Annotated in this window: 11 protein-coding genes; 4 read left to right on the top strand and 7 right to left on the bottom strand. The window is 49.2% G+C overall.

Translation table 11 applies throughout. From position 1 onward, the window contains the following. The first annotated feature begins 92 nt into the window (after positions 1 to 92). The 3 genes from M2133_RS07160 to dgt are packed head-to-tail and all read left to right on the top strand — an operon-like array spanning position 93 to position 4,949. On the top strand, positions 93 to 2,609 hold the full coding sequence (locus tag M2133_RS07160) for a glycoside hydrolase family 9 protein (RefSeq protein ID WP_277465344.1): 2,517 nt from the start codon (positions 93 to 95) through the stop codon (positions 2,607 to 2,609). Between the two features lie 7 nt (positions 2,610 to 2,616). Next, positions 2,617 to 3,591 (top strand): glycoside hydrolase family 5 protein, encoded by a 975-nt coding sequence (locus tag M2133_RS07165; protein ID WP_277465345.1) that lies wholly within the window; start codon positions 2,617 to 2,619, stop codon positions 3,589 to 3,591. Positions 3,592 to 3,620: 29 nt separating this feature from the next. Continuing rightward, positions 3,621 to 4,949, top strand: coding sequence for a dGTP triphosphohydrolase (gene dgt / locus M2133_RS07170; protein WP_277465346.1), 1,329 nt, complete (start codon positions 3,621 to 3,623; stop codon positions 4,947 to 4,949). A 511-nt stretch (positions 4,950 to 5,460) separates the two neighbouring features. On the opposite strand, the gene M2133_RS07175 is transcribed toward dgt, so the two are convergent. The 7 genes from M2133_RS07175 to M2133_RS07205 all read right to left on the bottom strand — a co-directional run bounded on the left by M2133_RS07175 (position 5,461) and on the right by M2133_RS07205 (position 19,117). Then, positions 5,461 to 7,506 carry a beta-L-arabinofuranosidase domain-containing protein gene (locus M2133_RS07175; RefSeq protein ID WP_277465347.1) on the bottom strand — a complete coding sequence of 682 codons (2,046 nt, stop codon included), beginning with the start codon at positions 7,504 to 7,506 and terminating at the stop codon, positions 5,461 to 5,463. 235 nt (positions 7,507 to 7,741) lie between these two features. Continuing rightward, positions 7,742 to 10,156 carry a beta-L-arabinofuranosidase domain-containing protein gene (locus M2133_RS07180; protein WP_277465436.1) on the bottom strand — a complete coding sequence of 805 codons (2,415 nt, stop codon included), beginning with the start codon at positions 10,154 to 10,156 and terminating at the stop codon, positions 7,742 to 7,744. A gap of 151 nt (positions 10,157 to 10,307) precedes the next feature. Beyond that, complete coding sequence (locus M2133_RS07185) at positions 10,308 to 11,282, bottom strand: family 43 glycosylhydrolase (protein WP_277465348.1); 975 nt, start codon at positions 11,280 to 11,282, stop codon at positions 10,308 to 10,310. Positions 11,283 to 11,332: 50 nt separating this feature from the next. After that, positions 11,333 to 13,033 (bottom strand): alkaline phosphatase, encoded by a 1,701-nt coding sequence (locus M2133_RS07190; RefSeq protein WP_277465349.1) that lies wholly within the window; start codon positions 13,031 to 13,033, stop codon positions 11,333 to 11,335. 121 nt (positions 13,034 to 13,154) lie between these two features. After that, complete coding sequence (locus M2133_RS07195) at positions 13,155 to 14,666, bottom strand: RagB/SusD family nutrient uptake outer membrane protein (protein ID WP_277465350.1); 1,512 nt, start codon at positions 14,664 to 14,666, stop codon at positions 13,155 to 13,157. A gap of 11 nt (positions 14,667 to 14,677) precedes the next feature. Further along, positions 14,678 to 17,968: a TonB-dependent receptor gene (locus tag M2133_RS07200; protein WP_277465351.1), complete on the bottom strand. Its 3,291-nt coding sequence runs from the start codon at positions 17,966 to 17,968 to the stop codon at positions 14,678 to 14,680. 219 nt (positions 17,969 to 18,187) lie between these two features. Beyond that, complete coding sequence (locus tag M2133_RS07205; protein ID WP_277465352.1) at positions 18,188 to 19,117, bottom strand: FecR domain-containing protein; 930 nt, start codon at positions 19,115 to 19,117, stop codon at positions 18,188 to 18,190. A gap of 151 nt (positions 19,118 to 19,268) precedes the next feature. Between M2133_RS07205 and M2133_RS07210 the strand changes: the two genes are divergently transcribed. Continuing rightward, positions 19,269 to 20,435, top strand: a complete 1,167-nt coding sequence (locus tag M2133_RS07210) for an AAA family ATPase (RefSeq protein ID WP_277465353.1) — start codon at positions 19,269 to 19,271, stop codon at positions 20,433 to 20,435. Positions 20,436 to 20,459: the final 24 nt, after the last annotated feature.

The following is a 20,459-nucleotide window of genomic DNA, read 5'->3' on the forward strand; positions in this document are numbered from 1 at the left end:
TCGGTCTGTCATCCCCACAGGCAACATTTCGGGAGGTGATTGTTATCAAAAAGTAATGTAGGGCTTTCGGAGGATATACTATTTTTGTACGTATGAAAAGACTACTGAATATGGTGTGCCTTATTCTATTTGTCGGCTTCGTTCCGGCCGCGGCACAGGAGTTTAAATTGGGCGATAACGGTTATTTCCGTAACCAGGGAGTGGATGTGATGGGCTTCGATGATATCTATCCCGAAGGTCATCAAGGGGGTGTTTCATTGATTATGCATGGACACCGGGTGGCAACCAATGGCGATATCCGCCTGGAACCGGCTCCCGGACAGTGGCAACCGGTGCCCAAACAGCGAAACCGTTCGCTGGATCTGACAGCCAATACCCTCACGGCTTATTTGAGTTTCCCCGATTCTTCCCGTCACATGACTGGCTTCAATCCGATGATCTATCCCGATCTGGTGTTTGATTATACGGTTACCGTCAAGGGAGAAGGCGGCTCGGTCGTTGTTACCGTCGATCTCGACCGCCCCGTGCCGGAAGCATTCCTGGGCAAGGTCGGTTTTAATCTGGAGCTTTTCCCCGGTGCACTCTTTGGCAAGCCCTGGATCATGGATGAACAAACGGGCATCTTCCCGCAACAGCCCAACGGACCGACGCGTTACGAACCGGCGAATCATTCGCATCCGGGTGATTTCAATCCGGAAGGAAAAGCTTCCGCCGCGCAATTGGCGGGGCAAGGCTATAGCCCGATCATTGCTGATGATATTGTTTCCGAACCTTATGCCACGGGACGTCGCTTTACCGTGCGACCCGATGATCCCTACAATAAATATACGATCGAAGCACTGGGTAGCGAATTGAAACTGTACGATGGACGGATGAACCACAATAACGGTTGGTTTGTCGTGCGCAGTGAGGTGCCCGCGGGTAAAACCAAAGAAGCCATCAAGTGGATTATTACGCCGAACGTGGTGCCTGACTGGGTGTATACGCCTGTGGTACAGACTTCCCAGATTGGGTATCATCCCAACCAGCCGAAGGTGGCGGTGATCGAACTGGATAAACGCGATCAACGACGGTTGAAGCCGTCGCTCCGCCGGATCACTGCCGAAGGAGAGAAAGAGGTAACGGTTGCCGAAGGCGAGGAGTGGGGACAGTTTCTGCGTTATAACTACCTGAAGTTTGACTTTTCAGCCGTAAAAGAAGAAGGCCTTTACCAGGTTTATTATGGGGATGCCGCTTCGTCGATCTTCCGTATTTCAAAAGATGTGTACGATCGTGGGGTATGGCAGCCGGTGCTGGAGTATTTCCTGCCGGTACAGATGTGCCACATGCGGGTGAATGAGAAATACCGGGTATGGCATGACGGTTGTCATTTCGATGATGCCCGGATGGCTCCTGTCGGTTTCAACCATATCGACGGCTATGTGCAGGGAGCTTCTACGTTGACAAAGTATACTCCCGGGGATATTGTTCCCGGACTGAATATCGGAGGGTGGCATGATGCGGGTGACTTTGATCTCCGGGTCGAGTCGCAAGCCGGTGAAACTTATATCCTCGCCCTGGCGTATGAAGCTTTTGGTGTGGATTACGATGCGACGGCTATCGATCAGATCGGACGAATCACTGAGATTCATCAGCCCGATGGGAAAGCGGATCTTCTGCAGCAGGTCGAGAACGGGGCGCTGACGGTGGTCGGTGGATACCGTGCGTTGGGCCGGCTCTACCGGGGCATTATCTGTAACGATCTGCGACAATACGTGATGCTGGGCGATGCGGCGGCAATGACCGATAATCAGATCGGCAATGCGGACGACCGCTGGGTGTTTACGGAAGACAATCCCAACCGGGAACTGACTACCGCCGCGCAGATGGCGGCCGCTTCCCGCGTACTGAAAGGGTTCAATGATACGTTGAGTGTGCAGGCGCTCGCCTGTGCCCGTGAACTTTTCGAGGTGACGAAAGAGACGGCGCGCTCCCGTTCGGCGAAGGTGCATGCGGCAGCTGAACTCTATCTGACGACTGGCGAACAGCCGTACAAAGACTATCTCTTGCAAGAGCAGGCGTTCATCACGCAAAACATCGAACGCGTGGGCTGGTTTATCGCCCGTGCCGAAAAGAAGATGAATGATCAAAACTTCACCAAAGCGATACGTGAAGCGTTGGCCGGTTTCCGAACGGAGCTGGAAAAGCAGGGTGCCGAAACTCCTTACGGCATTCCTTACCGCCCGCATATCTGGGGCGCCGGCTGGGACATTCAGGCCTTCGGCTATCGCCACTATTTCCTGCATACGGCTTATCCCGATCTCTTCGGGCCGGAATATATCTACAACGCGCTCAACTTTATCCTGGGCTGTCATCCGGGAACGAACACCGCTTCGTTTGCTTCGGGCATCGGAGCCGTCTCGGCTACGGTGGGCTACGGGTTGAATCGTGCCGATTGGTCGTATATCCCCGGTGGGGTGGTGTCGGGTACGGCATTGATCCGCCCCGACTTCCCGGAACTGCTCACCTTCCCTTACCTGTGGCAACAGGTTGAATATGTGATGGGAGGTGGCTCTTCCCACTATATGTTCCTGGTCTTGGCGGCTCAACAATTATTGGACGAAAAATAAATTCAGTATGATGCGATACATCTATCTATTATGCCTTCTTTTGGGTCTGAGTTTCCTGTCTTACGCGGCGGATAAAGAAACAATCGTGGAGCGGCATGGCCGGTTATCGGTCGACGGTGTGCAATTGGTCGATGAAAAGGGAGAACCTTTAATCTTGCGCGGCGTTAGTTTGGGGTGGCACAACTGGTGGGCGGGTTATTATAATGCCAATGCCGTCCGGCAGATTGCCAACGACTGGAAAGCAACCGTCGTACGTGCCGCTATCGGTGTGGAGCCCGACGGAGGGTATATCAGCAATCCGCAGCGCGCCATGCAATGCCTTACTCAGGTGGTCGACGCGGCCATCGAGCAGGGTGTGTATGTGATTATCGACTGGCATAGCCACGGCATCCGGTTGGAAGAAGCCAAAACCTTTTTCCGGATCGTTGCCGAGAAGTATAAAGACTCGCCGAATGTCATCTACGAACTGTTCAACGAACCGGTTCACCAATCCTGGGATGAGGTCAAGGCCTATTCCATCGAGTTGATCCGAACCATCCGCGCGATCGATCCCGATAATATTATCCTGGTCGGCAATCCGCATTGGTGCCAGGACATCCATCTGGCGGCAGACGATCCGATCACCGGTTACGCGAACCTGATGTATGTGATGCATTTCTACGCCGGCACGCATAAACAATGGCTACGCGACCGTACCGACTATGCCTTGTCGAAAGGCCTGCCGGTCTTTATCTCCGAATGTGCCGGCATGGAAGCTACCGGCGACGGCCCGATCGACCAAACGGAGTGGAACGCCTACATCGACTGGATGAATAAACAACAGCTCAGCTGGGTCGCCTGGTCGGTCTCCGGAAAAGACGAGAGCTGCTCCATGCTGCACGTCGGCACCGACCCAACCGCCACCTGGCCCGAAGAATCCCTCAAAGAATGGGCAAAAATCGTACGGGCTGTTTTATTATTCCCTACCTTTGCGGATGAATGACTGTTCTCTATAAGGTAGATAATAGATTTATGAACTGGACACAACTACTTTCCGATAAGCGTTTGGGGATGGAAGAGTATAGCGATCGGAAGCATGATCGCACGGACTTTCAAAGGGATTATGATCGATTGATCTTCTCTTCTCCTTTTCGTCGATTGCAGAATAAGACACAGGTGTTTCCGCTGCCGGGACATATCTTTGTGCACAACCGGTTGACGCACAGCCTGGAGGTGTCGTGTGTCGGACGCTCCTTGGGCATGAATATCGGGCGTGAACTGCAAAAGAAATATCCCGGGCTGGAGGCGAACTTCTCCGATATCGGTTCGATCGTTTCCGCTGCCTGCCTGGCGCATGATATGGGTAATCCGCCGTTCGGGCATTCCGGTGAACGGGCAATCTCCGCTTTCTTTGCCGAAGGAGGGTTCGGAGAGAAGTGGAAAGAACAGGTGCAAGCCGAGGGGGGCCGTTGGGAAGATTTCCTGCATTTCGAAGGCAATGCCAATGCGCTTCGCCTATTGACGCATCAGTTTATCGGAAGGCGCAAAGGCGGATTTGCTTTGACCTATAGTACACTGGCTTCGATTATCAAATATCCTTATTCTTCCGAATACGCGGCGCCCAAAGGGAAGTTTGGCTATTTCCAGTCGGAAGAAGAAACATTCCATAAGATCATCGAGGAACTGGGCATCTGCCCCGACAGTGAGAACCCGAATAAGTATGCCCGCTATCCGTTGGTTTACCTGGTGGAGGCAGCCGATGATATCTGTTACCAGGTGATGGATATCGAGGATGCCTGCAAACTGCATATCCTGACCAAAGACGAAGCGATCGGTTACCTGTTGAATTTCTTCGAAGGGGAAAAGCGTGAACGTATCCTCCGCGTGATGCGGATGGTGGATGATGCCAATGAGCAGATTGCCTATCTGCGTTCCAGCATCATCGGCCTGTTGGTCGAGGAATGTTCCCGTGTTTTTATGGAAAAAGAAGAAAGTATCCTGCGGGGTATCCCCATCGGTCCATTGATCGATCATATATGCGATCCGGCGCGGAAGGCGTATGCGGAATGTTCGGCTATGGCTTATAAGAAGATCTACCAATCCCATGAGGTGGTCGATGTGGAATTGGCAGGTTACCGGATCTTTAGCCAACTGATCAGCCTGTTGACCGAAGCGGTGATGAGCCGGAAGAGTACGTATAGCAAACTGCTGCTTCACCGCATCCCCGACCAATACGATACCCAGGTGCCGACCACCTACGGCAAGATCCAGTGTGTGTTGGATTATATCTCGGGCATGACCGACGTGTATGCCCTCGATCTCTACCGAAAAATCACCGGCATGAGCCTGCCGGCGGTATAGCTTTTACACCCTCTTTTTAAACTACCAGTACCTTGTGAATAAAGTATTAGTAGTTTGCGAACAAACTACCGGTAGTTTGTTCGCAAACTACCGGTAGTTTATTTTGAAGGGTACACATAAAAGTTTCGCACCCCTCTTTCACCTTTCACCCGATCGCCAGATCCCTGTATTGATCAGTGTTTCGGGTGAAAGATAAAAGAATATCGTTATAAACGACAGACCTTCCCGAAAAAGGCCGGCAGCCTTTTAGAAAAGGCCGCCGGCCTTTTGAAAAACCCTGCCGGCCTTTTGGAAAACTCCGGCGGCCTTTTGGGAGGGTTCCATCCTTGATGATAATAGGGCACGCAGATGACGCAGACTAAAGCGCAGAAGGAAGCCGCCCCGTAGGCTCAACTTCCAATGCCGGGAGAGATAGGGGTCAAGAGAGGAAGAAAATTATGAATTATGAATTATGAGAAGTTTGGTGTCCCCCTTTTCTCATAATTCATAACTCATAATTCATAATTTCTTCTTAGTAGTTTCTCACCGGGAATTCCGTAATGCGCAGCGTCGTGCAACCGAACGGGATCAATTCGATCTCTACTTCGTCCGTGCTGTCGGGACCTTGCTGGGTGAAATAAGGAACAGAACCGGCTGATCCTCTGTAGGCCTGCCAGCTGGGGATGGGGCGTCCTTTGCCTTTGATGGTGATCGGAGCATCTTCAAGCGTCCAGGGGTAACGGGATACAGTGCCCGATTGCACCACTTTAAAGTGATCGTTGATGTTTTCCGGACGGAGCTGGCGCGTACTTAAGGCGTAGTTCCACGGACTATCCGAAGTCACTTCGTAATACCATTCGCCGTACTGGCCAGCCTTTTCCGGCTCCATGGTTTTCTTTTCCCATTTCTCGTTCATCTTCAGGGCGTAAACCAGCGGTCCTCTTTCGATCACCGCCGCGCCGTCGAACCAATACGTGGCTTCCAGATGCATCGGTAATTCAAGGGTTAAGCGATCGCCGTTCTGCCATTCGCGGTTGAGGCGCAGGATCTCTCCGGTGTAGGCTTCGGCTGCGATTACGTTTCCGTTCAACTTCACCACGGGTTGCTTGCACCAGGCCGGTACGCGCAGGTGGAAAGGGAAGAAGGCTTTCTTTGTCTTCTTGTCCGTGAAATTGATGGTGAACTGGATCGCTTCTTCAAACGGATAGGCTGTCTCTTCGGTGATCTGCACCTCTGTGCCGTTCGCCACTTTGGCTTTCACGCTGGAAGGGGCATACACCAGGGCGGCGATGCCATTATCGGCCGTGGCATACCACAGGTTTTGCACAAACTTCGGCCAGCCCTGGTGCAGGTTCGACGTGCAACAGGGATAGCCGCAGAGGATACCGTGGAGATTATCCGTGTCTTCATGCGGTGTCACGAAATCACGCCAATGCCGGTCGATCGCTATCTGATTGATCTGTTGATAATACTGACGGGCGGAGAAGTCGTCGGTGATCTGCGTCGGCAGGGCATTGTAAGTCACCCGTTCCAGATGATCGGCCCATTGCACGTCGCCGGTGATCTCGAGTATCTTTTCCAAGGAAAGCATCATCTCGACCGCCGTACAGAGTTCGGAACCGAGATTCGGATTCCCGAAACGCAGGAGCTCATCGCCTGCCCACAATCCGGTAGGGAAGCCGATGGTCGTGCGCATATCGGTCACGGCTTTCTTCACGGCTTGGATCTGTTTCGGGTCTTTGTTTTGTTGGAAATAGATCACCGGTTCTTTGAAGCCCTGAGCCAGATTGACACAATGCAGGCTATGTTGCCGTCTGAGATGATCCTGATGCAGGAAGATATCGGTCCAGTCCAAAGTCTGTTTATGGATCAATTCACCCAGTTCGAGCAGGAACTGATCGCCGGTGATGTTATACAGCCAGTAGACCACCATCAGGTTGTCGCCACCCCGTTGCTCGCCCCAGAAGGTCCAATGCCCCAGTGGCGTTTTGGGCAACTCCTGCAACTGGTATTTGAAATAGTTGGTCAGGAAAGGGATCACGCGCTGGTCGGCGGTTGCCGAATAGTATTGCTGCATGATCTTCAATACCACCATCTTAGGCCACCAGTCGTGTGAGTTGTCACGTTGCAAGCCCGGTTCATGCGGTCGGTCGGTATCCGGACCGAAGTATCCGTTGGGCTTCTGTGAAGCCAGGGTCCATTCGATCCAGGGCTGTACCTTCTCGATCAATGCTTTGTCGTCCAGGATATAGGCCAGTGGTAGTAAACCGTCGATCCAGTACGGTCCGCGTTCCCATACATCGCCGTCGCCACCGAGCCATCCGTTGCGCTCGCCCATTACCTGCGGATAGATCGTGTCCATATGGCCGGTCATGCCCGTAGCCATCCGGTTCAGTTGCTCTTCGAGCCAGCCGGAAGGTTTGATCGTGCCGATAGGCAGTGCAACATACGGTTTCGTAATCAGCGGAGCACGGTTGTTCCTATAATTACCACTCAGGTTCTCCTCCGAAGTGGGGTTTGCCAGGGCTAATGTGCCGGCAGCAAACAATGAAAGAATGATTAGAAATGTTCTTTTCATGATATATTGTTAGTTGATGTTTTTAGGTATATAATATTGAAAGACACAAATAAGCTATCTAAGCTTCCCCGCCTGGTCAGGCGGGGGGGACCGCTGCTTGCAGCGGTGGGGCGGTTGTTCCCATAAATAAAGACAACCACTCCACCACTGCAAGCAGTGGTCCCCCTCGCCTGACCAGGCGAGGACACCGAGATACTGGATTGCTGACTTCCATCTGATAATTAACCATTAATCATTAATCATTATTCTCTATATTGATCTCACAAACCCCTACCGCCTTCTCCGGCTGCGGCTTCATCCGTATCTTAATCTTATCAGTAACCACCTGTCTTCCAGGATGCACCATATTGAACTGGTCTTTGAAAAGGTTGTAAGCATCCGTCAGGTAAAGCGGGAACGTCTCCCATTGCCCGTCGGCATCATATTCCAACGACCATTCCCGGGGCACTTGCGTGCCGCCGTTATCATCGTACCAATAGACGGAGACGCTTTGTATATCCGTCGGTTTGTCTAAGGTGACCGTGATCCATTGCTCTTTGCCCTGCTCGCCCCAACTGGTCCAGCGATAGGCCGACCGGTCGGATGAAGAGGCTGGCACTTTATTGTCGGCCACGGCCACTAAATTATCGCCCGAATAGGTGTGTGACGCTTCAAGCGCCTTGTATTTGCCATGCAGCTGCAGGTGGCGATCGACATAGGCTTGTGTCTGATCCGATTCCGGAAACCAGACCATCATACTGCCATCGCCACGGTTATCCCAGGCGTAATAGGGCAGCAGCGTCAATCGGATCTCTTTATTCCCGGCCGTGGTCTTTTCATACGCCGGGATCTTTACCTGCGGAATGCCCTGCATCAGTCCATCGGTATAAGTGGAATAGTCGGCTGACCTGGAGGTGTTCGTGATAAATACATTCGGCAGGCGATCTTCATTGTCTATCCCTTCCGCACAATACACCAACGGTCCGCGTGTCAGGCAGAGGCGGCCTCTGTCGGCTTCCACCTTTTCGATCGCTTTCGAATAACGCAAAGGCATAGGCAGTGTCAGCTCGACTACATCCCCTTTCTTCCAGGAACGGTTGACGGTGGCGAATCCTTTATCGAGGTCGGCTTTCACCTCTTTACCGTTCACTTTGATGCTCCACCCCGAAGGCTGGGCGTGGAGGTAATGGTATAATTCGCCCGGCACAAACTGATTGCCTGTCCAGGTCGGTATCCTCAGTTTCATGGCGAAGCGGTGTCCGTTTTTCTCCGGTGTGACTTCCCAACGGATCGTTTCGCCAAAAGGATAGGCGGTGGTCTGCTTCAGTTGAACGTTCCCTTTCTCCAGGGCAAGTGTTGTATGACTTCCGGCATAAAAAGAGCAATAGATCTCATCGCCCGTAGTGGCATACATCAGTCCCGGCACCTGTGGGATCAGACGTGCCAGGTTGGAAGGACAACAAGCCGTGCCGAACCAGGGCGAACGGCCACGCATCCCATGATTGAACGGTTTGATGCCGTCGGCCTCCAAAGGATTGAGGTAGAAGAAACGGTTCCCTTCGAGGTTGACCCCCGCCAATACATTATTTAATAATGCCACTTCCGCTACATCCATATATTTCCCGTCTTTCTCCATCAGGAACATCCGGTGATTAAAGAACACATTTCCCACGGCAGCACAGGTTTCGCAGAACGCTTCCTGGTTGGGCAGTTCATATTCGGGACCAAACCCTTCGATGCCATGCACCGCGCCCAGTCCACCGGTGATATGCATACGCGTATCCACAATATTATGCCAGATACGATCCAATGCCGGACGGAGTGAAGGGTCGTGGGTATATACACTGACATCGGCCATGCCCGAATAGAGATAGGTGGCACGTACGGCATGTCCCACTGCCTGGCTCTGCTCTCTGACGGGCAGATGCTGCTGCGCGTATTCGGGAGCCATAGTGCCCCGCCCTTCCGGCCGGTAGGTGACGCCCCGGATATCAATGAATTTCTTTGCCATCTGAAGGTATAGGCTGTCGCCGGTTACCCGGAAGAGCTTCACCAAGGCCAGTTCGATCTCCTGATGTCCGGGTGCCTGGTTGACCGGCTTACCGCTATTATAGTTCGGATCTCCTTCAAAGAATACCTTGTTGATATGGCGTGCATTGGCTTCGGCTACCCGTAGCCATTTATCTTTGCCCGTGGCCTGGTAGTAAGCAATAGCCCCTTCGTACATATGCCCCATATTGTAGAGCTCGTGGCTGTGCACCACATAAGAATAAGGTGTTTCTCCCATCCCGTTCATATCGTGCTTGGCCACTTTGGTGATATGCGACTCGTAGTTATAGCCATCCGGCTGCTGCGCCTCGGCAATGATATCGATGATATGGTCCATCTTCTTTTCCAGTTCGGGATCCTTTTCCAACTTCAACAGGTAAGCCGCCCCTTCCATCACCTTATAGAGGTCGGAAGAGACAAAGCGGTGCGTGAAAGGCAGTTCATCGGGTATGCCTTTCAGGTAACTACCCGTCCGGCGCAGGTTCTCAACGGCCGGTTCCGTTTTTTCCAAAGCAAAAGGCACCAATACCTCCTTTTGCCTCACTAAGCGGGGCAGCCAAAAATGGTCTTCCAACGTCACTTCATTGAATGGGATCGGGTTCAGGATTTCCTGCCCCAGCATCCCGTAAAAGGGAAAGAGTAATAATGCGCATGCGGTCAAGGCGCGTTTTTTGATTTTCATACTGTAGAGTTTAATTCGTAAAAAAAGAGGTGTGCCAAAAGCACACCTCAAATGTATATAAATACCGCAAATAAATCAGCTAAAAGATAAATTATTTAAAATAAGGCGTAAGGTCTTTCCATAAAACTTCTTTCTGGGAGAGAAACCAACTACGGCCTTTGTCTTTGTTGCCCTGGAAGAATAGGTAAGTGCGCCCGTCGTGATCGGTAAAGATATGCGGATGTCCGGATTCGCTTTCGTTCCATTCACCCGGTTTGCCGTTGGGCAGGAAGGGCTCGTTGAAGAGTCTTTGCCAGTGCAGGCCATCATCGCTCGTAGCCACCCCGACCTGTTGTGGCCAGTTGTTGTAGGCTCCGGCATAGAACATATACAGCTTGCCGCCTTGCTCGGTAATCGAAGCCCCTTCGATACATTCACCTTCCCAGGGTAGGGTGGGATAGAGGATCGGTGCGTCGACTGCCTGTGTCCAGTCTTCCCGGTTGAAATTCGTGCCGGCGGGAGCAGTGGCTACGCCTACCATCTGTATCTTAAACGCCGGATCGCGTGTAGCAAAGTAAAGGAAATACTGCCCTTTGAATTCGCATACTTCGGCATCGATCGCCCGTCCGCAGTTCCACTCGCCGGTCGGACGAAAGATCGGATTCGTCGGATTGCGTTCAAACCGGATGCCATCTTTCGAAGAAGCATGGCAGATCGCATCGTTCCGCCCATTGCCATACGTCTGATAGAAAAGATGCACTTTCCCATCGCGTACCAAAGCCCCGGGCGCACATAACCCTTTCTTTTCATATTCCGCATCAGGTCCCGGCGTAATCTCGCCTATTTTCTCCCAATGGATCAGATCCCGGCTTTCCGCAATCCCAATATTCCACCCCGACTCCGGATCATTCTTGAACGGCGGAATAGAGAAATACATCAGATACCGCCCATTAAAGTTAACCACATGCGGATCCTTCGCAAACGGAGTCCCCGTCCGCGACGTGTCCCCAAACATCATCTGAGGCGACTGTGCTTTTCCTGAGAAGGCTGTACAGATCAGGATTAAAAAAGAGAGATAGGTTTTCATGGGCATCAGATATTTACTTCTTTACAAAGATAAAGGATTTTTTCTTGATCTCAATTCAGGTACTGCGTCAGATTCTCCGGTAAATAGAACGTATTATTGGCATCGACATAGACAATCACGGAATTGAGGTGAATCTCTTCCTGCCCTTTCCGGCCCACCTTCACTATATTCGTGAACGGGGTAATGGTCAGTTGTTTGTTTTTATTCTTTTTGTTTTTAACAACCAACGTCGGAAAGTCTTTCCCTTCAGTGGACGGAATGATTTCACAGGTGTAATCCCGGAACACATCCGTATGGTGGGCAAATACCTGATGGCTCAGCTCATCCAGGGAAACCGGAAGGCCGACAGCCTGACACATGTATTGATTTATCTCAATATTGGTATGGCGTCCCAATGGCAGTGTTCCTTCAGGATGGTAAGAAGCAAGAAAAACCTCTTCACCGGTATGCCCACCTGTGGTAAAGCCGAAGCAGGTTCTTGAAGTCAATAGTTTAGCAACGAAGGCAGTCAGTGATCCGCTGTAGAGAGACGGTTCAATCCCTTCAGGAGAACGGTTCTCGGCGGGGACCGGACTGTTTTTATAATCTTTGATTTGCGTTAAAGCATGCAGTTCCGCTTCGGATAATTCGAATCCGGCATACGTACGGAAGATGTTCTGTACTTCGGAAAAAGCTTCACTGTTTATTTTTTTCGCAAAGCCGTCAGCCGTCAGTTTGTATTGTGCAAACTGATGAAACAACTGGTCTTTGGTCAGCCTGTCATATCCCCCACAGGTGTATTTGCCCAGGCTGAGCCCGCTGTTGCCATGATCGGGCAAGATCACAACAAGGGTTTCCCCATCTTTGCGGGCGAACTCCAAAGCAGCACCACAGGCACGGTCGAAAGCCAGGAATTCGGTACATATACCCACCGGATCGTTGACATGAGCCGCCCAGTCCACTTTACTGCCTTCAACCATCAGGAAGAATCCATTTTCATTGCGGGAAAGCTTCTCGAGTGCTTTGCGTGTCATCTCTTCTATCGAAGGCTGCTCGTCCGGATTGCGATCGAGGTCGTATGCCATTTCACTGTCTCCGTATAAAGCCCACATCTTATTATTCTTGTCGGCACGCATCCCCTGCAGATTATCGCGATAGACACCATATCCGTTGTCAATCAAGTATTTCTCCATATCCTCAGAAAGCAGGGATACGCCACCACCGATCACCACATCCAGATCGTTATGTACCATCTGGGGAGCGATCCAATGATAATTTCCCCGGCGATAGCTGTGCGACGAGCAGTCGGCCGGAGTCGCCTGTGGAAATTCGCAGGTGAAGACCAGTCCGGTGGATTTGTTTTGTGTCATTTTCATGGCTTCCAACAGGGTAACCAGCGGCTGGTAAGCCCGCTTCGGGTCTGTAGGATAGATATCGTTCTCGGGATCGGGTAGCGGATAAGTGGAGACATATCCTGAACGGCTCGGATGCCCGGTCATATAGCAGGAGGTAGTGGGGGCAGAGTCGCCGATCGGAGCATTGGAGCAGAAAGTGCTGACCGTACCGCATAGATAGGGATCGATATGCAAATTCGGCTTGTCCGGATGCGTATACCATTGCAGCCAGCGGGATACGGAAAGGACGGGCAATGAACAACCGTCGGGGATCATTACAATCAGATTCTTAACCGGTTTTACCTCTTCCGGTCGATTAGCTTGTGCCTGGCAGAATGTAAAGACCAGAGACAAGAGTATAAAAGTTATTCTTTTCATGATAATTTAATGTGTAGTTGAAGTGAAATTTGATAAGAGAGCGAGACCTTGTCAGAAAAAACCGGCGGCTTTTTTAGGCCGCCGGCTTTATACGTATTATCGAACACTTTCTGACGCAAGCTTACCAGCCGTCACTGGGCGTGCATAACTCATTTGTTTGCAATTCCTTTGCCGGAATAGGGAAATAATAAAATTTTTCCGAGAAGTTTGCAAAACGAGCCGGATCCTGTTTCTGAAGCGCTTCTTCAAGTAGTCCCCAACGGCGAAGATCATAGAAACGTTCGCCTTCGACGAAGAATTCAACCGCGCGTTGGTGAATCAGATCCGCTTTGATCGCTTCTTTATTCAACCCGCCACTATAGGCATTCAGGTTCGCCCGTTCCCTAATCTGGTTCAGGTAGCCGACGGCCGCCGGGAAGTTGTTCAACTCCAATTCCGCTTCAGCGAGCATCAGAAGCACATCGGCGTAACGCATCGCCCTGTCATTGATAAAAGATTTGGGCGGAGATACTTCTCTTTCTCTTGTTTTCCAGTTCTGATATTTCAATATCCAGTGGGTGTTCAAGCGATCTCCAATAAAAAGGTCCTGAAAAGATCTCTTGTAATACATACAGCCCTCATAATTCCAGGCAACGGAAACCTTGGCACGGTAGTCGAAATCTCCGTCTTTGTCTTTCTCTGCGAAAAACTCATCCATCATGTTTTGCGTGGGAGTCGCTTCATACCAACCTCCTACTTCAGATGCCGCGTATTCTTTGGAACGGCTGGTTGATTGGGTTGAGTTTATATTTTCACCATCTCCCCATACATCGTCACCGCCGAGGTTATCCATGATAATCTCAAAGATACTTTCTTCATTGTACTCATGTTCTTCATCGAAGTTCCAATAAAAGTCTTCGACCAACTTATACGAATAAGGAGATTGGGTTAACGGCTCTAAGGCGTTTTTAGTCTCTTGCCAATTTTCCATATAAAGATGTACCTTCCCCAAGAAAGCCAGTGCCGAACCTTTTGTTGGTTTGCCGTTCTGATTGGTCAGCGGCAATAAGTTGGCTGCTTCTTTTAAGTCCGCGATGGCCTGTTCATAGACTTCGCTTTGCGGAGATTTGGCCAATGGGAATGTCGAAGGATCCTGGGATGCGATCATGCGAAGAGGCACATCCTTGAATTCCTTTCCTAAGACAAACAGACAATACCCACGGATAAACAAAGCTTCTCCCCGGATCTTATTTACAAATTCGGCAGAGAAATTTTTCTTTTCCAACTCCTGGAAGATCGAATTGGTCCGGTATAACGCATTATACAACTGATAGAACATCCCTTGTACCAAGCTGTTGGTATTACTGTTTGTAAAGCGATGAACCGTATACACATCGGCAATATCGTTGCGGAATACCACATCGTCGGCGCGGGAAAGACGCAGCATCACTCCGCGCGTACCGTAATAACCAACCTCTATGCCACTCTTTAAAGGTGCATAACAAGAGGTCAGTGCTAAATTGAAATCCTCTTCTGTTTGCCAGAAAGTGGTTTCGGTTGCCTGATTGGGATTGATCTGATCCAATTGCCCTTCACAAGAAAAAAGTATGAGTGAGATTGAACAGGCGAATATGATTTTCAAATATGTTTTCATAAGACTACGAATTAAAATGTAACATTTAGACCTAGCATAAATACCCTGTTGGTCGGATAGATAAAGTAATCCAATCCGCGGGAGTAAGTTCCACTCGCATTCACATCCGGTGAGTACCCTTTGTAAGAGGTCAGGGTGAGCGGATTCTCTACGTTGAAGTAGATGCGGGCTTTGTCGATCATATCTTTAAACAATGTATTAGAGAAGGTATATCCGAGTTGAATATTCCGTATGCGGAAATAAGAACCGCTCTCAAGGTAACGATCGGATTCTGCCCGTGCGTTCCGGTTGGGATCATCCCATACTAATCGGGGGAACGAAGCATTCGGATTTTCCGGAGTCCAATAATCCAGGGTTGTCCGTAAGTAGTTTGTTCCTTTGGATACATCTTCCAGGGTTTGGCGTGTGGCATTGTATATTTTGTTCCCGATAACAGCCTGGAAACCGATGGAAGCGTCAATGTTTTTATAACTGATATTTCCATTAAGTGAGAAGGTCACATCCGGGAACGGACTGCCGCAGTAGACGCGGTCGTCATCATTGATCTGTCCGTCGTTATTCGTGTCCTTAAAGCGCACATCTCCTGCAGTTGCGTTGGGTTGAATTGCTACGCCGTCTTTGGAGTGGGCGGCAACCTCCGCTTCACTGCGGAAAATGCCATCATAAGGAATCAGCCAGAATCCGGCGATAGGATAACCGGCCAGCGTCTTGCTCGTATTGATATTTTGTACTGTCGATCCGCCCCAGATCACCTGGCTTCCTGATCCCATTTTGGTCACTTCGTTTTTAATAAAGCTACCGATCAGATTCATGCCGTAGGAGATATCTGCGTTCGGACGGTCGTTCCAACCGAGATTAAACTCAAACCCATTGTTCTGTATCTCGCCCGCATTACGTACCGGGTCATTCGCTCCACCGGAAGAAATAGGGATAGGAACGCTCAACAGAATATCTTTGGTGTTTTTAATGAAATAATCGGCAGTCAGGCTTAACCGGTTATTCAAAGCCACAAAATCAAGCCCGAGGTTGGTCATCGTGGTCTCTTCCCACTTGATTGCCGGATTGGCGAATTCTTTCGGGAAAGCACCTTGCAATAATCCTCCTTTTCCATCCGGATAGTTAATACCCGTAGAGATGGTTGAGGTATACTGATAATCATCAATTTCCTGATTCCCTAACACCCCGTAGCCGGCACGTACCTTTAACTGATCCATCCAATGCAGGGATTTCATAAAGTTTTCTTCCGAAATATTCCAGCCGATAGATGCCGAAGGGAAATTACCATACCGGTTTTCTTCCGCAAATTTGGAAGAACCGTCCCGGCGGATGGTTGCAGTGATCAGGTAACGATTTTTGTAGGAATAGAATACACGAGCCAGGACCGAAGTCAATACGCTTCTCCGGGAGTTCCCTCCGTTCACCCGTTCAATGGTGGCGGCATCCACTTCTTTCAGCCCCAGGGGCATGCCTTTCCCTTTCGCTTCCAGGTAACGGTAGCGGTTGTCCTGGTAACTGTATCCGGCCAAAGCCGATACTTTATGATCTCCGAATGTGCGATCGAAAGTTAATAGATTTTCAATCAATATATTATTCTTTCTGACTCGGGATTCTTCGATGGATGTATCTTCATTCGACCGTAATCCCCAATCATAGAGGCCCAGATAGTACATGCTGCGGCCGAATTGGAAGTCCGGAGTGATATTCAATTTGTATTTCAATCCTTCGATCGGTTCCAATTGAAGATAAAGATTGATATAGACTTTCTGGTTTTCATTATAACGTTCTGCCAGGTTTTTGTCCATGACACCCAACGGATGGTTCAGGTTCACCACATCCCCATACGAGCCGCCGTAACCGCCGACATTATTTTCGTCATATTTTTCCAACGTAGGAACCGCCTGCAGAATACTTCCCAGCATACCACCCCGGGATTCACTGGGGTGAGGTGCGTCGTGGCTGCTAGTCATCACGATATTATTACCTGCGGAAAATATACCTTTTTTGTAATTGGATTTGAACTGGAAAGAGAAGCGCTCATAATTGGTTCCGTCGACCACACCGTCCTGGTTCATATATCCTACACCGGCATAATAGTTATAGGTATTCCCTCCCCCTTTGAGTGATGCGTTGTAATTCTGCATTAACGCGGGACTGAGTGTAATGCGTTGCCAATCGTTATCCGGTTTGTTAGCCAGATCGATCGCCATATCGAGTGCAGGCATGTTGATCGCTTCCCGTGCAACGGTCGTCACTTTGGCCCATTCCGCCGCATTGAGCATATCCAAGTATTTGTTCGGCATTTGAACCCCCATGTTGACTGAGATATCAACAATCGGTTTGCCTTCCGTATTTGCGCCTTCTTTGGTGGTTAATATCACTACACCGTTTGCTGCCCGCGAACCGTAAATTGCTGCCGAGGAAGCATCTTTCAATACATCGATAGAAGCGATATCATTGGTGTTGATATGATCGATATTGTCCATATACATGCCATCCACAATGTAAAGCGGATTGGAATTGTTCAATGTACCGATCCCGCGGATCATCACTTTGGCTCCCGAACCGGGAGAACCACCCTGGGTCACAATATCGACCCCGGCAATCTTCCCTTGTAAGGCCAGTCCCAGGTTGGCATTGCTCTGTGTGTTAAGCTTTTCCGCATTGATGTTAGCAACCGATCCGGTCAGGTCGGCTTTTTTCTGGGTGCCGTATCCAATAACTACCACCTCATTGAGGCTCTGACTGTCTTCCCGCAGGATAATATTCAGTGAAGTCTGGTTTTCTACTCGGATATCCTGTGAGATATATCCGATATAAGAAATCTGTATCGTGGCGGAAGGTGATACGGAAAGGGTAAAGTTCCCGTTATAGTCGGTGACTACACCGTTTGTTGTCCCTTTTTCAACGATATTCGCCCCAATAATCGGTTCCCCTGTCTCGTCTTTTACGATGCCGGTGATTGTCCGGCTGTTTTGTTGTGTACCTTCAGGGGCATTTTTCACCTGGTCGGAAAGTACAATATGATTCCCGACCATCTCATAATTGACATTTGTCCCTTCCAGCACCCTGTCGAGCACTTTCGATACCGGTTGATTGGAGGCGCGAACGGTGGTCGGATGGTTTACGTCTACATTCTTTTTATTGTAAAGAAAGAGATACTCCGTTTGCTCTTCTATGTCATTGAGTACTTCCTGTAGCGCTACATTCTCCCGGTGGATGGTGACTTTGGCATTCTGTGAATGCGTGTTTTCCGCGAAGAGTGTGAATATGGCGCAGAAAAATAAGAATGAGGTTATTTTCATAATGCGTAGTATTTTGCCTTTCCGCCGGAATTCTTCCGCGAAAACAGGCTTTCCAAATTTTTTTTTCATAAATTTGTAATTGACTTATTGTTAATACTGTGATAATTTAGATTGTCTGGTAGTGACAAGTTACGGCCAGAGGGTGGTTCCAGCACTCTCTGGTTTTGTCTTTTCATGGGATTATATATGCATAGGCAATACTTTTTTAATAATTGATAATTATCTGATTGTGATCTCGTTTAATTCATTGTCGTGCGTATAGCTGAACTTCATCTCCGCCTGCAGTACTTTCAAGGCATAATCGACGCCGTCGCTCTGGCGGAATTTTCCGGTACAGCGGTAATCGCGCAATTTGGGATTTTGTATGATGATTTTGATATCGAAATAGAGGGAGAATTTATTGGCCAGGTCTTCAAAGCGTTCATCATCCAGGCAGATCAATCCTTCCGTCCAGCGAAAGTGATCCGGGTTGTCGATCGGTTTGATATGCAGGCGTCCTTCCACTTCGGAGACTTGTTCATCCGGATTCAAAACAATGGGCTGCATGTTTTTGCCGGCCGTACTGATCCGGACCGAACCGGTTAACAGCGCCGTTTCAAACGACTCATGGTCGGCATACGCCAGGACGTTAAAGCTGGTTCCCAATACTTCTACGTTGTATCTGTCGGTCTGCACAATAAAAGGATGTGCGGCGTCTTTCGCTACATCGAAGTAACCTTCTCCGTTGAGCTTGACAATTCGCTTTTCGGAAGTGAAAGAAGCCGGGAAGGCCAGTGTAGAGCGCGAGTTAAGCCATACCGAAGTGCCATCGTCCAGGGTGACCTGTGCCCGTTGTCCGGGAGGGACCCATATGGATTGCCATTTTTCCTCGGGTTGCTCCTCGGGCGTAAACCATAGGGATAATGCAAAAAGCAAAGCAATGGAAGCGGCAACGGTAGAGAACATCCACAGGTTGACCTTTCTTTTGGATCGGATAAGCGTTTTTTTATCCCCCAGATCGGAATGAATCAACAGGGCATCCCACCATCGGCGTTCTTTGAGATACAACCGGTAGTTGTCCGCCGAAGCTTCCGCCCAATCCATAATCTGCTTTTCTTCCTCTTCCGAGGCTTCTCCTGCGAAGTATTTATATAAGAATTCTTTGTCCATACTCTAATAACACGCCAGAGCGGAAATACCCTAAAGTGTGAAGCTATTTTTTTTGGGATTCCCTCTTTTTGCACTCTCACAGTGCAAAATATTGAAGAAAATGCACTGTCGGAGTGCAAAAGTCTTTATCTTTGTAGAAAAACAGAAACGTATGGATAAGTTATTTGAATATTCAAATCGGTTGATAAGAGAAACAGAGACCTTGTTTTTCCGGTATATCTATGATGAGATAAACTGGAGAAACAGGATGATAGGACTTGTCGGACCTCGGGGTGTGGGTAAAACCACTTTGGTGTTGCAATATATCAAACAACATTTGAATCCGGCGGAAACACTGTATGTCACAGCGGAAGATTTTTATTTTGTAGATAACCGGATTCTTCATTTGGCCGATACTTTTGTTAAGCAGGGCGGTAAATACCTGTTTATAGATGAGATACACAAATATAAAGATTGGGCAAAAGAGTTGAAATTGATTTATGACTATCACAAAGATTTAACTATCGTATTTACAGGCTCCTCGGTTTTAGATATAAAAAAGGGTGCTTCCGACTTAAGCCGCAGGGCTGTTGTCTACAATATGCAAGGCTTGTCTTTCAGGGAATATTTACAATTATTCCACCATATTCCGGCGAAAACCTACACTTTGGAAGAGATTCTGCAACACAAAGTCGAATTGCCCGTGCCGCACCCGCTGCCTCTTTTCGCAGATTATCTGAAAACAGGGTATTATCCGTTTGCTTTGGAAGAAGATTTTGATTTGCGTTTGCGACAAATTATCAATCAGACTTTAGAAAGTGATATTCCGGTTTATGCCAATATGAATGTGGCGACCGGGCGAAAGCTGAAGCAGTTGCTGGCCATCATTTCCAAAAGCGCACCATTCAAACCGAACCTGAGTAAGATTGCCGAAATCTTATCCGTGAGTCGTAATAATATTTCAGACTATTGCCTGTATATTGAGGAAGCCGGAATGATCGCCCAGTTGAGAGATCAGACAGGAGGAATCCGGGGATTGGGCAAGGTGGATAAGATATACCTGGATAATACGAACCTGATGTACAACCTGGCGGAAGAAACAGCTAACAAGGGGAATATCCGCGAGACATACTTCTTAAACCAGATGCGGGTGAAATACGATATAGTATCCTCTTCGGTCGCCGATTTTTTAATTGAAGATAAAACCTTTGAAGTCGGAGGAAAGAACAAGGGGCAAAAACAGATTAAAGAAATTGAATACGGCTATGTGGTGAAAGATGATATTGAGAATGGCCATTTGAATGTAATCCCCTTGTGGCAGTTTGGGCTGACTTATTGAGTGGGTAAGCCACACAAAATAATT

Origin of the sequence: Parabacteroides sp. PF5-6 (assembly GCF_029504695.1) — a bacterium.
Lineage (GTDB): Bacteria > Bacteroidota > Bacteroidia > Bacteroidales > Tannerellaceae > QVMG01.

Excerpts from the sequence above, each read along its gene's own strand:
- M2133_RS07160 (WP_277465344.1), top strand. The coding sequence starts at position 93 with ATGAAAAGACTACTGAATATGGTGTGCCTTATTCTATTTGTCGGCTTC.
- M2133_RS07165 (WP_277465345.1), top strand. The coding sequence starts at position 2,617 with ATGATGCGATACATCTATCTATTATGCCTTCTTTTGGGTCTGAGTTTC.
- dgt (WP_277465346.1), top strand. The coding sequence starts at position 3,621 with ATGAACTGGACACAACTACTTTCCGATAAGCGTTTGGGGATGGAAGAG.
- M2133_RS07175 (WP_277465347.1), bottom strand. The coding sequence starts at position 7,506 with ATGAAAAGAACATTTCTAATCATTCTTTCATTGTTTGCTGCCGGCACA.
- M2133_RS07180 (WP_277465436.1), bottom strand. The coding sequence starts at position 10,156 with ATGCTGGGGCAGGAAATCCTGAACCCGATCCCATTCAATGAAGTGACG.
- M2133_RS07185 (WP_277465348.1), bottom strand. The coding sequence starts at position 11,282 with ATGAAAACCTATCTCTCTTTTTTAATCCTGATCTGTACAGCCTTCTCA.
- M2133_RS07190 (WP_277465349.1), bottom strand. The coding sequence starts at position 13,033 with ATGAAAAGAATAACTTTTATACTCTTGTCTCTGGTCTTTACATTCTGC.
- M2133_RS07195 (WP_277465350.1), bottom strand. The coding sequence starts at position 14,666 with ATGAAAACATATTTGAAAATCATATTCGCCTGTTCAATCTCACTCATA.
- M2133_RS07200 (WP_277465351.1), bottom strand. The coding sequence starts at position 17,968 with ATGAAAATAACCTCATTCTTATTTTTCTGCGCCATATTCACACTCTTC.
- M2133_RS07205 (WP_277465352.1), bottom strand. The coding sequence starts at position 19,117 with ATGGACAAAGAATTCTTATATAAATACTTCGCAGGAGAAGCCTCGGAA.
- M2133_RS07210 (WP_277465353.1), top strand. The coding sequence starts at position 19,269 with ATGGATAAGTTATTTGAATATTCAAATCGGTTGATAAGAGAAACAGAG.